At 39.2% G+C, this 13,607-nt stretch carries 9 protein-coding genes; 7 read left to right on the forward strand and 2 right to left on the reverse strand.

The genetic code is table 11. The features are described 5' to 3' along the window. Positions 1–81: 81 nt before the first annotated feature. Positions 82–828 (forward strand): glutamine amidotransferase, encoded by a 747-nt coding sequence (locus ACFIK3_RS01055; protein WP_273790078.1) that lies wholly within the window; start codon positions 82–84, stop codon positions 826–828. 795 nt (positions 829–1,623) lie between these two features. Further along, positions 1,624–2,610 carry a DUF2125 domain-containing protein gene (locus ACFIK3_RS01060; RefSeq protein WP_375664880.1) on the forward strand — a complete coding sequence of 329 codons (987 nt, stop codon included), beginning with the start codon at positions 1,624–1,626 and terminating at the stop codon, positions 2,608–2,610. Between the two features lie 1,310 nt (positions 2,611–3,920). Here ACFIK3_RS01060 and ACFIK3_RS01065 read toward each other — a convergent pair. Then, positions 3,921–8,630 carry an NAD-glutamate dehydrogenase gene (locus tag ACFIK3_RS01065; RefSeq protein WP_375676137.1) on the reverse strand — a complete coding sequence of 1,570 codons (4,710 nt, stop codon included), beginning with the start codon at positions 8,628–8,630 and terminating at the stop codon, positions 3,921–3,923. A 275-nt stretch (positions 8,631–8,905) separates the two neighbouring features. On the opposite strand from ACFIK3_RS01065, the gene ACFIK3_RS01070 reads away from it, so the two are divergent. The 4 genes from ACFIK3_RS01070 to rpsP all read left to right on the forward strand — a co-directional run bounded on the left by ACFIK3_RS01070 (position 8,906) and on the right by rpsP (position 12,106). After that, positions 8,906–9,562, forward strand: a complete 657-nt coding sequence (locus ACFIK3_RS01070) for a carbonic anhydrase (RefSeq protein ID WP_273790076.1) — start codon at positions 8,906–8,908, stop codon at positions 9,560–9,562. Between the two features lie 230 nt (positions 9,563–9,792). Then, positions 9,793–11,361: a signal recognition particle protein gene (gene ffh / locus ACFIK3_RS01075; protein ID WP_273790300.1), complete on the forward strand. Its 1,569-nt coding sequence runs from the start codon at positions 9,793–9,795 to the stop codon at positions 11,359–11,361. 24 nt (positions 11,362–11,385) lie between these two features. Continuing rightward, a complete protein-coding gene (locus tag ACFIK3_RS01080) occupies positions 11,386–11,715 on the forward strand; it encodes a chorismate mutase (protein WP_273790075.1) in 330 nt (109 codons plus the stop codon). 16 nt (positions 11,716–11,731) lie between these two features. Beyond that, positions 11,732–12,106 (forward strand): 30S ribosomal protein S16, encoded by a 375-nt coding sequence (rpsP, locus tag ACFIK3_RS01085; RefSeq protein ID WP_273787601.1) that lies wholly within the window; start codon positions 11,732–11,734, stop codon positions 12,104–12,106. A 136-nt stretch (positions 12,107–12,242) separates the two neighbouring features. On the opposite strand, the gene ACFIK3_RS01090 is transcribed toward rpsP, so the two are convergent. Next, positions 12,243–12,458: a DUF1674 domain-containing protein gene (locus ACFIK3_RS01090; protein ID WP_273790074.1), complete on the reverse strand. Its 216-nt coding sequence runs from the start codon at positions 12,456–12,458 to the stop codon at positions 12,243–12,245. A gap of 83 nt (positions 12,459–12,541) precedes the next feature. Here ACFIK3_RS01090 and htpX point away from each other — a divergent pair, with 83 nt between their 5' ends. After that, positions 12,542–13,588 carry a zinc metalloprotease HtpX gene (htpX, locus tag ACFIK3_RS01095; protein ID WP_375659680.1) on the forward strand — a complete coding sequence of 349 codons (1,047 nt, stop codon included), beginning with the start codon at positions 12,542–12,544 and terminating at the stop codon, positions 13,586–13,588. The last annotated feature ends 19 nt before the right edge of the window (positions 13,589–13,607 follow it).

Consider the following 13,607-nt stretch of genomic DNA (forward strand, 5'->3'; position numbering starts at 1 on the left):
CGTTAGTCTTGTCCAATAAAATTATTCTCTTATGCTTTAAAAATAAAGTTTTGCTTGGTTGCAGAGGTGATTGGTTAAAAAATGTTTTTAAATCAGAGATGTCTTGATAAAAAACAAAAAAATAACAAACCAAGGATTGCTGTCGTTATTCATCGGCGCTCTACCTATACTGGTCGTTTGGGAAAATTTTTACAACAAAAAGGTTTTGTTCTTGATATTTATCGTCCTATTTTTGGACAAAAACTCCCTGATACATTAGAGCATTATGCCGGTGTTGTTATTTTAGGGGGGCCGATGAGTGTGAATGACAGCGAAGCTTATATTGGTGAGGAAATTGATTGGATTTCGTTATCACTAAAGGAAAATAAGCCTTTTTTGGGTATTTGTCTTGGAGCACAAATGTTAGCGCGAAATCTAGGGGGGCGCGTTGGTACAAGAAGTGATGGGACTGTTGAAGTCGGCTGGTATCCACTAGAAGCAACCCCACAAGGGAAGGAATTGATGAATTGGCCAGAAATGGTCTACCATTTCCATGATGAAGGTATTTATGATTTACCGAAAGAGGCAATGCTTTTGGCAACAGGGAATACATATCCTACACAAGCTTTTCGTTATGGAAACAATGCATGGGGCTTGCAGTTTCATGCTGAGTTTACACGCGCTATGATGCGGCGTTTGGTCGTGCGTTCGGCACATAAATTGACTGAAAAAGGTGCTCAACCTGCTTGTGCACATTTGAAAGGTCGTTTAATCTATGATCGAGCTTTGAGCCAATGGTTTGAAAGCGCATTACACCAGATTTTTTGTACACCGCCCGTACTTGTGTGATTATTGGCAACGCATTGATTTATATAGGTAATTCACTGTTTTGCATATTGAATGAGAACCCCGAATATCGTAAGGTTTTCTCATTCCAAACCTGTGTATGTTGACTCAATAAAAACCTCTTGCTTGCTGTCACAAGTAGGGCTGGCGTGTGGGCAAAAACTGTATAAGAAAAGACTAAAAATGCTTCTTATGAACTGTCTTAAGTGCCAAGGGCTGTCGCAAAATTGTGGGGGTAGCCAAATATAATGATGGTGCTGGCTTTGCTCCTCAATAAGCGTAAAGATGGGGGTGCTCAATGGTTTTATCGTTAAGAAACACTATTCATTATCATTTTTTTTGTGCTGTAAAACAGTATGGTTTAAGGTAGAGGTAGAAAATCTATGTAAAACTTTACACATGAGGTGTTTTTTGTTAAAGGGTGTAAAGGGTTTTTTAAGAAAATCTTGTTTGTTGAGCTTATGAGATACTGTACTTTAGAACGATGTATAGGGACTTCTTGAAGTGACCAGTATATAAAATCCGGTCGATTAAGAAGTTGGATTGTGTATAAACTGACCGTGGTTGGGAATCTTTATCCTTTTTAGGGTGGGGAGGAAGTTAAGAGATAAAGAAAGTTTGAATATTGTCTAAATCCTTTCAAATACCATCATCACAAAAAAGTTTTTCTTTGAGTTATTTAATTTGTGGGCTCTTTTGTCTTGCTTTGGTATTTATTTATAGCGCGCTCTGGTTTTTTTTTCACGTAAAATAGAAGACTATGTTTCTGATATATTCACAAAAATATCTTCCCATAATATGGCGGCGGTATGTGAGAATGTGCACAAGGATGGTTATCCTTTACGTGTCGGTGTTGTTTGTGACAAGTTTCAATTTTCTTGGCCTTTACATGGGGTTTCTTTATCGACGGGGCGTTTAACAGCTGGTGCACCAATTTATGCACCTCATTTGGTCGAGTTTAATGTTCATTCCCCTGCATTAATTGTTTTTTCTGGAAAAACTTCCATAGTATCCAGTTGGCGCAATTTGATGATTGAAACAGAACCTTATTGGAAAACGGGTAAGACATTGAAGTTTATAGCTGAAGGGCTTGAGATTTCACCTTTTTCTTCTTCCCTTGAAGGTCAAAAGCTTCAAGAAGCGTTAGGAGCACAAACGACAGATAAAAAAACGACACAAGAAAATATTGAAGATCAGGCATCTTTGCAAAATACGCATAACGTGATTATTCAGCCGTTAGAGCCAAAAGAAGCTTCCCCAAAAATAACGGCAGAATTTTTTCGACTTGATCTTAAACATGAAAAGAATGATTTATCGGGACATATAACTTTTGACGGTTTTGATGCTTCTCCCTTTTTAAAATCTTCTTTTGTTGATATTCCTAAAATTGATGGCAATTTGAAATGGATTTTAAATGATGCCTCTCTTCTGTTTGAAAATGAAGGAAAAAATTGGCAACAGCGATTGTATGGAAAAAGTGGACTTTTAAAGCAAGGTGAATTGACTTTTCATACAGGTGGTGCAGTGCGTATTAGTGGACCTTTTTCTTTTGATGATGAAGGATATTTGACAGCAAAATTTGAACTTGTCCTTATTCAGTCTATGAAGCTTCTTGACACTCTGCAGCGCTTATTTCCCACGCAAACCAATAATCTTCAAGCGTTATTTTTTATTTTAGGTGCTTTGCCTAAAAATGCGGACGGCGCTCCCGTTCTTTCCTTGCTCATTAACAATGGGTGGGTAAAATTAGGCTTTTTAAAACTTGGTCGTCTTGCTCCGCTTTAGGTGTTGTACCAAAGCCTTTTTTAATTTTTACCACAAAATTTCGATTTTTTCTGATTTTCATACTTTTTTGCAATTTTAGAGTGTCAAAATCTATTTTAACAAAATGCGTATTTAATGGTAAAAAAAATAGCTATAAAAATAAAAAATTACCACCTACTCCTAATTCGTCCAACCTCTTTTCACTTAGTACAAAATCTTATATCAAACTACATATAGTAACAGTGTTTGTATGGAAAAAGTGGCATTTTAAAGTATGCTGAATTGCCTTTTTATACAGGTGGTGTGGTGCTTGTTAGGAACCTTTTTCTTTATATATGGAATGAGTATATTGCATATATCTGTTTGGGAGTAACCTCTTAAAACCAGTAAATAGCCTAGTTGGAGGAGAATATGAAGTTGTAAAGGGAAAAATCAACATCCATCTTTACTGTCATTTTTTATTCGATTTTACGCATTTCAAAAGCAGTTACAGTTATATCATTTTAAATGATAGATTAAGCTTATCCTTTTATTTCTGATGTTTTTTAATGAAGCCATGTGTCTTCCACGTAAAACAGAATATATTTGTATTGCATATTTACGTATTTGTTTAAAAAAATATTTCTCAGTGCTTCTTATTTCCGATGCCGCCTATGAATGGTATAACGATAGAGCCATTAAGGGCTACCATCTTTTCGGTTATGGAGTAATAAGCTGGGGCAACACCATCATATTATATTTGCTAACTCCCAATGTTACTGCGGATTTTGGCATTTGAGGCGGTTTATGAGGGGCATTTTTAGTCTTTTCTTTACTGTTTTTATCTATTCGGCTTTCCCATTTGCAATATGCAAGGGGAAATGGGGTTAATTGATTGAATATAAACAGATTTTAAATGAGACAATTTTAGAATATCGGGTTATCAGTTATCATAAAAATGATAAAATTATGATTGTAAATCAATATATTATATTTTTATGATGAAGGATATTTGACAGTAAAATCTGAATTTATTTTTTATTTTGAGTGCTCTGTCTAAAAATGCGGGATAGGGCTTTCGTTCTTCCCTTGCTGATTAGTCATGGGGGGATAGAACGGAGCAAAAGCTTAGCTGTTTTGTACTGCTTTTAAGTCTGAAAGTTTATGTTTTTAGGGTGAGAAATCAATCCTGGTGTTTTTTTTGAAATTGTTGCAAACAATTCTATTGTGATAAATAGCGAGATTTTTATTGTTGGTGTTATGTCTAAAATGCAAACTTCTGCTCTGTCTTAGTTGGTTTGTCGTGGTGGTGGGATAGAACGGGAGATTGAGTGGGTCGTTTTGTATTTACTTTAGGTTTGAAAGCCAATATTTTGAAGTTGAGAAATCAATCCTGCTGCAAAAGTAAAACGAGAAATATTGAGATCATTTTCAATAAGGGCGCTAATGCGGTTTGTAATGTTGTGAATATGATCTTCTTCTGTTTTTTTCCAAGTGTCAAAAGGATCCTTTTTCTTTCCATAATTTTTGAGGATTTTCATAACGATTTGCCGAAAGCTTTCAGAAACATTTTCTTTGGCTTGGCTTAAAGCCATACTATCATAATAATCTACTACAGGAATTATACGACTTGCTTCGTTAATGCGGTTTATACGAATGATTTGCGCAAGTGAAAAGTAGATCTCTGCGGTTTTAATAAGATCACTGTTGCTTTTTTTTGCAATTAAAGAAATATCACATATTGTTGAAGCAGCTTCCAAGAGGGCTAATTGTTTCGCTAATGCTTTTGGTGCTCCCTCTTCGCTGTAGTGTAATGCTTTTTCTTCAATCTTTTGCTTAATATCGTTGCCGTGAGAATGCATAAGCTCTTTTTCAATAACGCTACGGGCTTGCTTTATTGTTTTTACAATTTCTTCTAATGGACGTGAGAGATCTATGTTGTGCAAACCCCAATTGGTTGTTTCAAAGAGCATTGGGGTCATTGCTGCGTAGAATTTATTTTGGACAAGACCGGGTATTTTATTATCAAGCTTATCAATTTGCTCAGACAATTGAGGAATTTCGAAACCATCGCGGATAGCAATGAAAACGCGAATAATATTTTCAGTCTTTTGTTCTGTTGCATCGTGTAGTCTATTAACAAAAGTGGGGCCTCCACGATTTACAATATCGTTGGCAATCAGCGTTGCGATAATATTACGACGCAATTGATGGTTAATAACTTCCTTCTTAAAATTTTCTTGAATTTGGGTTGGAAAATAGTTCAGCAAGGTTGTATTGAAATAGTGATCATCAACAATGGGGCTATTAGCAATTTCTTCTTTTAAGGTCAATTTAGCATAGGCAAAAATAACGGCGAGTTCTGGACGGAGAAGACCTTTGCCTTGGGTTGTTCTTTGTCGTAAAATTTGCTCATCAGGGAGTATTTCAACTCTGCGATCTAGAAGCTTTTTTTGTTCCAAGTCGTGCATAAAGCGTATTTGATAGGGCAAATCAGCAGTGCTCTGGTTTTCCGCCAAAGAAAGCGCAAGAGGTTGTAGATAATTGTTGCGCAAGACGAGTTGCTCGACTTGAGGCGTCATTTTTTTCAAGAGCTTATTGCGATCTTCGCGGGTTAACGTTTTGGCACGTAGTGCTGATGCAAGAACAATTTTGAGATTGACCTCAATATCAGAACAATTAACACCAGCAGAATTGTCAATGGCATCCGTATTGCATCGACCACCATTTGAGACATATTCAATTCGTCCACGTTGTGTAACACCAAGATTAGCCCCTTCGCCAATAATTTTTGCACGCACTTGTTCTCCGGTAATGCGTATTGCATCATTTGCACGATCACCTACTTGGGCATCGTTTTCTGTTGCAGCACGGATATAAGTACCAATGCCACCGAACCATAAAAGATCAACAGGGGCTTTGAGAAGAGCAGAGATAATTTCAAAGGGTGTTCCTGTTTGTTTTTCGAAACCAATGGCTTGTGCTGCTTCAGGTGAGAGAGTAATGGTTTTTTCTTTTCGTGAGAAGATACCACCGCCCTTTGATAATTTGCTTTGGTCGTAATCCTGCCAGCTTGAGCGAGGCAGTTTGAAGAGACGCGTACGCTCTGCATAGCTTTCGTCTATGTTCGGATCTGGATCAATAAAAATATCGCGGTGATCAAAAGCGGCAATCAATTTTGTTTGTTTGGAAAGCAGCATTCCATTGCCAAAGACATCACCAGACATATCGCCAACACCGACACAGGTGAAGGGCGTTGTTTGAATATCGTGATTAAATGATTCTCTAAAATGTCTTTTGACGGCTTCCCATGCACCTTTAGCTGTAATACCAATGTCTTTGTGGTCGTAACCTGCTGAGCCTCCAGAGGCAAAAGCATCATCGAGCCAAAAGTGATTTGCTTGGCTGATGGCGTTGGCTGTATCAGAAAAAGTTGCTGTTCCTTTGTCTGCCGCGACAACAAAATAGGGGTCAGGGTCATCATGACAGATGACATTATGGGGAGAACTTATTTTGCCGTTAATCAGATTGTCTGTGATGGAGAGCAAAGCTGTGATAAAGTCTGTATAAGCTTGTCGTGCTGCTTCTATGATGACAGCACGGTCATTTGTTTGGGGAAGCCGATGGGGATAGAAGCCACCTTTTGCACCTGCAGGAACGATAACTGCATTTTTAACTTGTTGGGCTTTGACTAAGCTAAGCACTTCGGTGCGATAATCTAATGCACGGTCAGACCAACGAATGCCGCCACGAGCGATAGGTCCAAAACGCAAATGGACCCCTTCAACTTCTGGTCCATAAACAAAAATTTCTCGGTAAGGGCGCGGTTCAGGCAAACCTTCAATCTGGCGTGGATTTAATTTGGTGGCTAAAATACGCCGTGGATTTCCATCAGGAAGAGGCGTAAAGGCATTCGTTCGTAAACTCGCCTCGATAAGGTTACAATAACGGCGTAAGATCAGGTCATCATCTAAACCAGAGACTTTCCGTAATTTTTCTTCAATGCGCTTTTGAATAACTTGTTGGTTTTTTTCCCGTTCTTTTTCTGTATGGCTTTGATGAAATTTTAAATGAAATAAAGCATAAAGATCTTGGGTAATGTCAGGATAAGCATTTAAAGTTTGGGCAACGCGATCTTGCGAATAAGGAATTCCAGCTTGTTGGAGATAGCGCCCATAATGGCGCAAAATAACAATTTCATGCCAATCAAGCTCAGCTGTTTGTGTGAGAGCATTAAAGCCGTCATTATCAGCATTTTGTGCCCAAATGGCTTCAAAGGTTTCGGCGTGTTTTTGCCCGTCTTTTTCAAAATCGATACAGCGCTGGAAAGTACTTTCCAGCTGCATATCATGAAGATACACAGAGCGCCCATTGCCATCTGGTAATTCAAGGGTTTGTTCAGCAATAACGCGAAACCCCATATTTTCAAGGAGTGGTACACGTTTGGAAAGGGCAAGAGCTTCATGGCGGTGAAAAAGCCGAAGAGAAATGTACTGTTTTTCTTTGTTTTGTGCGTGATAAAAGATCACGAAAAGGGGCTTTTCATCATGAAGACTTAGAATATGTCCGGCATCGTTAATAGCGTCTTCAGCTGAAAATAAATCACGATAGCTGTTGGGGAATTCACTGGCTAGACGTGTTTGTTGCTCTGTTATTTTCTGGGTAAGAGCGATGGCTTGAACCCTGTCTTCCCAACTTCGTGCAATCGAACGTACATGTTGTTCAAGTGTGGAGCGCTCATGAAGGGGAACAGTTTCGTTTCCTTTGCGATGGATGATATAATAGACACGTATAAGGGTGCTTTCCAAAAATAGCGGATAAGATTCAAAAAAGTCACCTTTATAAAGCTCAACAAAATGTTCGCCAACTTTTTCACGCAAGCTGCTGCTATATTGGTCACGCGGTACGTAGACAAGGATAGAAACAAAGCGTCCAAAAGAATCAGTGTGGGCAAGAACCCGTAAACGTGGGCGCTCATCTAATTGTAGAATAAGCTTAGTGTTTTCTGTCAATGTATCAACATCAGAGCGAAACATTTCATCTCTTGGATAGGTTTCTAAAGCACTGATGAGTGCTTTTCCTGAATAATCGGCGTGATTGTGTCCAAGTCGTTGAATAATAGTTCGGGCTTTTTCTTTTAAGAAAGGAATTTGCAAAATAGAACGTGTATAAGCTGAGGAGGTAAAAAGCCCTACAATGCGTAATTCTCCACAGAGTTGGTTTTCTTTATCAAAGATTTTAAGACCAATATAATCGAGCCAAACAGAACGGTGAATTTTGGAGCGGCTGTTCGCTTTTGTCACGATAAACAGATTATCGCTTTCCATGAAGGATAAAACTTCTTGAGGAGGTTCTTTCATGCTTTTATCGTCAACAATATGAATAGAAGCATCCGTGAGTATACCAAGTTCAATATTACTGGCTGTAAAGGATTTTAGGGGTTTTTGGTCTTTGATGAAGTTGTAAGTGCGCATACCAAGGAAAATGAAATTATCGTCCATTAGCCAGTGAAGAAATTCAATAGCTTTTTCGCCTTCTTGTTTGTAGTGTGGGGGAAGACTTATTTGGTAGGCATGAATCTGCTTTTCAACTTCTTCAAGCATAGGTTTCCAGTCTTGTACAGCAGCATTAACCTGTTCAAGAACTAAGGTGAGTTCATTTTCAAGTTTTTGTATTTGCTGTTTGTTTAATGACTCGATGTGAATTTGCATCAGACTGATGCGTTTTCCAGAAGCACAATCAATAATGGGGTGTGCAATCAAATAGATATGGTTTTTGTGTTGATTAAAAACATTTAAAATAGAATCGAGAAGAAAGGGTTTGTTATCATTGACAAGCGTGATAACGGTTATAGGTCTGTTACTACGGGTTAAATTTTGCTCAAAGCAGATGGTATTTTTTCCCGTCTGATGGAGATTAAAAGCTTTTACCGCGATGGTTGTGGCTTTTTGAAGTTCTTCATTTTCGTAATAAGCAATATCTTCTTTATCGGTTTGGGCAAAAAGGATTTGTTCTATTTTATCTTGGGTGTTTTTTGTCTCTGTTTTTTTTTGTTGCAACACATTCACTCTCCCTTTTTGCTCTTAAGGAGTCTTTTCTTCTCTTTTTAAAAGCAGACCATTATATTTTTTATATACTGTAACACCTTCTTTCTAAAGAAAATAGCTCTTTATTTGGAAAGAATGAGTTTGTTTTTGCTATTTTTTAGTAATATTTTGCACTTTAAAGAAATATTTTGCTTCAAGGAAAGGGCACTTTTAGTATTTTTGTATGTTAATAGTTTGTTTTTTAAAATATACAAAATAAAAGTAAAAAAAGAAGCAAAAGTAAAGAGAGAATGGCGCGTTTACCAGAAAGACTTTTAAGTGGTTACCAAAACTTTATAAACAATCATTTTTTATATAAAATAGCAGATTATCAGCAATTGGCGATTGAGGGGCAGAAACCTGAAGTTTTGGTCATTGCTTGTTGTGATTCGCGTGCAGTACCAGAAATGATTTTTGATGCTAAGCCAGGGGAAATTTTCACCCTGCGCAACGTGGCGAATGTGGTTCCTCCTTTTTCTCCTGATGACCAATATCACGCAACATCAGCAGCTCTTGAATATGCTGTGCAATTGCTTGAGGTGAGACATATTGTCGTTTTTGGTCATGCCCATTGTGGAGGCATTCGTACTGCTCTTAATGAGACATATAAATCTTTATTATCAAATGATTTTATCGGTCAATGGATAAGTCTCTTAGCACCAGCAGCAGAAATCGTTTTGAATAATAAGTCGCTGTCTTGGCCAGAAAAACAGACGGCATTAGAGCAGCTTTCTATTCGCCATTCGTTGAGAAATTTAGAGACGTTTCCGTGGATAAAGCTTCGCAAAGATCAAGGTTTTTTGACATTGCATGGTGTTTGGTTTGATATCTCTAGCGGAAAATTATGGAGCATGGAACAGGAAACAGGTTGTTTTATGCGTGTTGAAGTTGAAAGTTTTGAAGTATAGTATTTGTTGTTTTTATTTCTTCGTATAAAAAGATATTTTATGATAAAACTTGACAAAGCTGGGGTTTTATTGTTTGAAGGAGCAAGCTTTCAGTGACAAAATTAACTTGGAGCCACCGACTGAGACCCCAGTTTAAGGGTATAAAGAGATCTCAGAGGTCAACATCCGACGGCGCGATGCGTTCTCGGATGCTATTTTGGTTTGTTTGTTATGCAACAATGAGGTAAATGATGTTTGAATCCTTGCAAGAGCGACTTGGTTCTATCCTGTCTCATTTGACGGGACGTGGCGCTTTATCGGATCAGGATGTTGTAGAGGCGCTGCGTGAAATTCGTCGCGCTTTATTGGAAGCTGATGTTGCTCTTGATGTTGTGCGCTCTTTTACCGATAGAGTTCGGGAAAAAGCTGTTGGGGCCGAAATCGTTAAATCAATTAAACCAGGCCAAATGGTGGTTAAAATTGTTCATGATGAATTGGTTCATATTCTTGGAAATGAAAGCGTTCTGAGTGATTTAAATGCACCAGCTCCAGTTGTTATCATGATGACTGGTTTGCAAGGTTCTGGAAAAACAACTACAACAGCAAAGCTTGCAAAACGTTTTACTGATAAGCACAATAAAAAAGTTCTCATGGCGTCATTAGATACACGCCGTCCCGCTGCACAGGAGCAATTGCGCCAATTGGGAGAGCAGGCAAAACTTGCAAGCTTGCCTATTATTGCGGGTCAGCTGCCCGTTGATATTGCATCACGTGCCGTGCAGGCTGCTAAATTAGGTGGTTATGACGTGCTTCTTCTTGACACAGCAGGACGTAATCATATTGATGAAGCTTTGATGCTCGAATTGGCTGAAATTAAAGCATGTTCCCTTCCTCATGAGATTATGTTGGTGGCTGATAGTTTGACGGGGCAAGATGCCGTTCATCTTGCTCGTTCTTTTGATGAGCGTGTAGGGATTACGGGGATTATTTTAACACGTATGGATAGTGATGGGCGTGGTGGCGCTGCTCTTTCTATGCGTGCTGTTACAGGTAAACCAATTAAAGCAATTGGAACTGGTGAAAAAATAGATGCTTTAGAAGAATTTCATCCCAGTCGTATTGCTGATCGTATTCTCGGAATGGGGGATATTGTTTCTTTGGTTGAAAAAGCTGCTGAAACAATGGATCATGAGAAAGCTGCTGCTTTTGCAAAAAAAATGCAAGCCGGAAAATTTGATCTGAATGATCTTGCAGAACAGTTGCAGAAAATGAAAAAACTGGGTGGAATGGGCGGTATTATGGGCATGTTGCCAGGAATGGGGAAAGTCAAAGAGCAGATTGCGGCTGCGGGGTTTGATGATCGTTTGTTTGATCGTCAATTGGCCATTATTTCATCTATGACACCCAAAGAGCGGGCGAATCCAGAGCTTTTAAAACATAGCCGCAAACAACGAATTGCTAAGGGGTCTGGTACGACGGCGGCTGATATTAATAAACTTTTGAAGATGTATCGCCAAATGGCTGATATGATGAAAGCCATGGGTGGTAAAGGAAAAAGTGGTTTTATGGGAAAGATGTTGGGAGGCCTTGGTTCCAAAATGGGTTTTGGTGGTATGGGAAACTTGGGAGGGGATTCTCCAGCTATGCCGGATTTGTCGGGATTGGATCCAAAGCAATTCTCAACGCTTCAAAAGCAAATTGAAAATGGTAATGGAGGGAAGCTCTTGCCCGGACTTCCCAAGCGTGGACCTACTTTTCCTGGTCTTTCCAATGGCATTGTCGATGGGGGAAATTTTCCTCAGCATCCTAAGAAAAAATAAGATGTAAAGAGGGAAAGGAATATAATGCAGGAAACAGTATTAAACGAATTGGCACATTTACGAGCATCCATTGATAATTTTGATGCAACTTTGATTCATATCTTAGCAGAGCGGTTTCGTTGTACGAAAGCTGTTGGGCGCTTAAAAGCCCGTTATGATTTGCCTAAAGTAGATCCTCTGCGTGAGCAATATCAGGTAGCGCGTTTGCGGCAATTGGCTATGGATAGCGATCTTGATCCTGATTTTGCTGAAAGATTTTTAAAATTTATTATTAAAGAAGTTGTGAGTCATCATGAAGTTATTGCTGAAGAGCAAAAAACAAAAAAAGTCAATTTAAACGAAAGCCAGAGCTGACAATAGGAGATAAAATATGGCATTGAAAATTCGTTTGTCCCGTGGAGGTTCAAAAAAACGTCCTTACTATCATATCGTCGTTGCAGATGTTCGTAGTCCGCGCGATGGGCGGTTTCTTGAACGTGTTGGTGCATGGGATCCAATGTTGCCTAAAGATGGACCGAGGGTGAAACTTAATGAAGAACGTATCCAATATTGGCTTGGGCAAGGGGCTCAACCAACAGATCGCGTTTTACGGTTTTTAGATGCAGCTGGCTTGAAAAAGCGTCCAACTCGTAATAATCCACATAAAGGTGAACCGGGTAAAAAAGCACAAGAACGTATAGCAGCAGCAAAGCAAGCAGCAGAAGAAGCAGCGGCAGCGGCTGAAGCAGAATCTGCTTCAGCATAAGAAGCATGATTGTTTAATCAATGTGTTTTTAAAAGCTTTAGAAAAATAAATATTATCCGTTTTTGTCTATCAAAAACGGATTTTCATTAAAAAGCTGCTTGTTTAAATTGCGCCGTTTTTTTTTAAATCAATGGTTTTAAAAATCAATGGCGCGGCCTTTAATTTCCCAGTCTCCATAGCGGGAAGGGTCTTTGCCGCCGCGTCCGCCGTTTTCTAAAGGTTGTTCTTTTTTTGCTGCGCGTTTTCGTCTTTCTTCAGCTTCTTTAAGGGCGCGTTGTGCTGCGGGAGAAAGAGATTGCTGTTTAACGACAGTTGCATTTTTTTTGCTTGTTTTCTCATCTTTTTTATTCATTTTACACCTATTCCATTGAAGAAGCAGAAAGAAAACACCATCATATAGTATTGATTGACTTTTATCATGGAGTTTTTTGAGTAATGAATATAATGCGTACAGCTATGCTTTTGGCTTTTTTAACTGCTCTCTTTATGGGAGTTGGTTATCTTGTTGGAGGGGGCGGTGGCATGGTCATTGCTCTTTTGATGGCAAGTGGTTTAAACTTTTTTTCTTATTGGAATTCAGATAAAATCGTTTTACGCATGTACGGGGCGCGTGAAGTTGATCAGCATTCAGCACCAGTTTATTATAAGATTGTAAGCGATTTAGCACAAAAGGCTTCTCTTCCTCAACCAAAGGTTTATGTTATTGAGAATGCACAGCCAAATGCTTTTGCAACGGGACGTAATCCGCAAAATGCAGCTGTTGCTGCAAGTACTGGGTTGTTAGAGCGGTTAAGCGCTGAGGAAATTGCCGGCGTTATGGCGCATGAGCTCGCACATATTGAGCATCGTGATACGTTAACAATGACTCTGACCGCAACGATTGCAGGGGCAATTTCAATGCTTGGTAATTTTGCTTTCTTTATGGGAGGACAGCGTAACTCTTCAGAAGATTCTCATGGCGCTGGGGCAATTGGAGGATTTATTGCATTGCTCGTGGCGCCTTTTGCAGCGATGCTGGTGCAAATGGCGATTAGCCGTACACGGGAATATGCTGCGGATCGGAGAGGGGCTGAAATATGTGGTAATCCTTTATGGTTGGCTTCGGCATTGCGTAAGATTGCTGATGGGGGACGTGGGGTATATAATGAAGAAGCAGAGCATAATCCAGCAACCGCGCATCTGTTTATTATTAATCCTTTGAGCGGTGAGGGAGCGGATAGTCTTTTTTCGACACATCCAGCAACTGCAAATCGTATTGCTGCTCTTTATCAGCAAGCAGAAGAGATGAAAGGGGCTCTTGCCAAAAGTGTGGGATGGAATAAAGAAGACGCTATACATGAAAAAAGCAGCGGGATGAACTATGGAGATTTTCATAGTGGTCAGACTCATGCATTAGGTGAGAAAGAAAATAGTTCTTTTCAGCGTGTTACAAAACGTCCTTCTTGGCTTCGTTATGAAAATTCAAAAAGATCTCGTTCATAGAGTTATTGAGGGAGCTCTT

The sequence above is a fragment of the Bartonella sp. CB10SXKL genome, assembly GCF_042195515.1.
In the GTDB taxonomy this organism is placed as follows: Bacteria; Pseudomonadota; Alphaproteobacteria; order Rhizobiales; family Rhizobiaceae; genus Bartonella.

Excerpts from the sequence above, each read along its gene's own strand:
- ACFIK3_RS01070 (WP_273790076.1), top strand. The coding sequence starts at position 8,906 with ATGGCGCGTTTACCAGAAAGACTTTTAAGTGGTTACCAAAACTTTATA.
- ACFIK3_RS01080 (WP_273790075.1), top strand. The coding sequence starts at position 11,386 with ATGCAGGAAACAGTATTAAACGAATTGGCACATTTACGAGCATCCATT.
- htpX (WP_375659680.1), top strand. The coding sequence starts at position 12,542 with ATGAATATAATGCGTACAGCTATGCTTTTGGCTTTTTTAACTGCTCTC.
- ACFIK3_RS01060 (WP_375664880.1), top strand. The coding sequence starts at position 1,624 with ATGGCGGCGGTATGTGAGAATGTGCACAAGGATGGTTATCCTTTACGT.
- ffh (WP_273790300.1), top strand. The coding sequence starts at position 9,793 with ATGTTTGAATCCTTGCAAGAGCGACTTGGTTCTATCCTGTCTCATTTG.
- rpsP (WP_273787601.1), top strand. The coding sequence starts at position 11,732 with ATGGCATTGAAAATTCGTTTGTCCCGTGGAGGTTCAAAAAAACGTCCT.
- ACFIK3_RS01090 (WP_273790074.1), bottom strand. The coding sequence starts at position 12,458 with ATGAATAAAAAAGATGAGAAAACAAGCAAAAAAAATGCAACTGTCGTT.
- ACFIK3_RS01055 (WP_273790078.1), top strand. The coding sequence starts at position 82 with ATGTTTTTAAATCAGAGATGTCTTGATAAAAAACAAAAAAATAACAAA.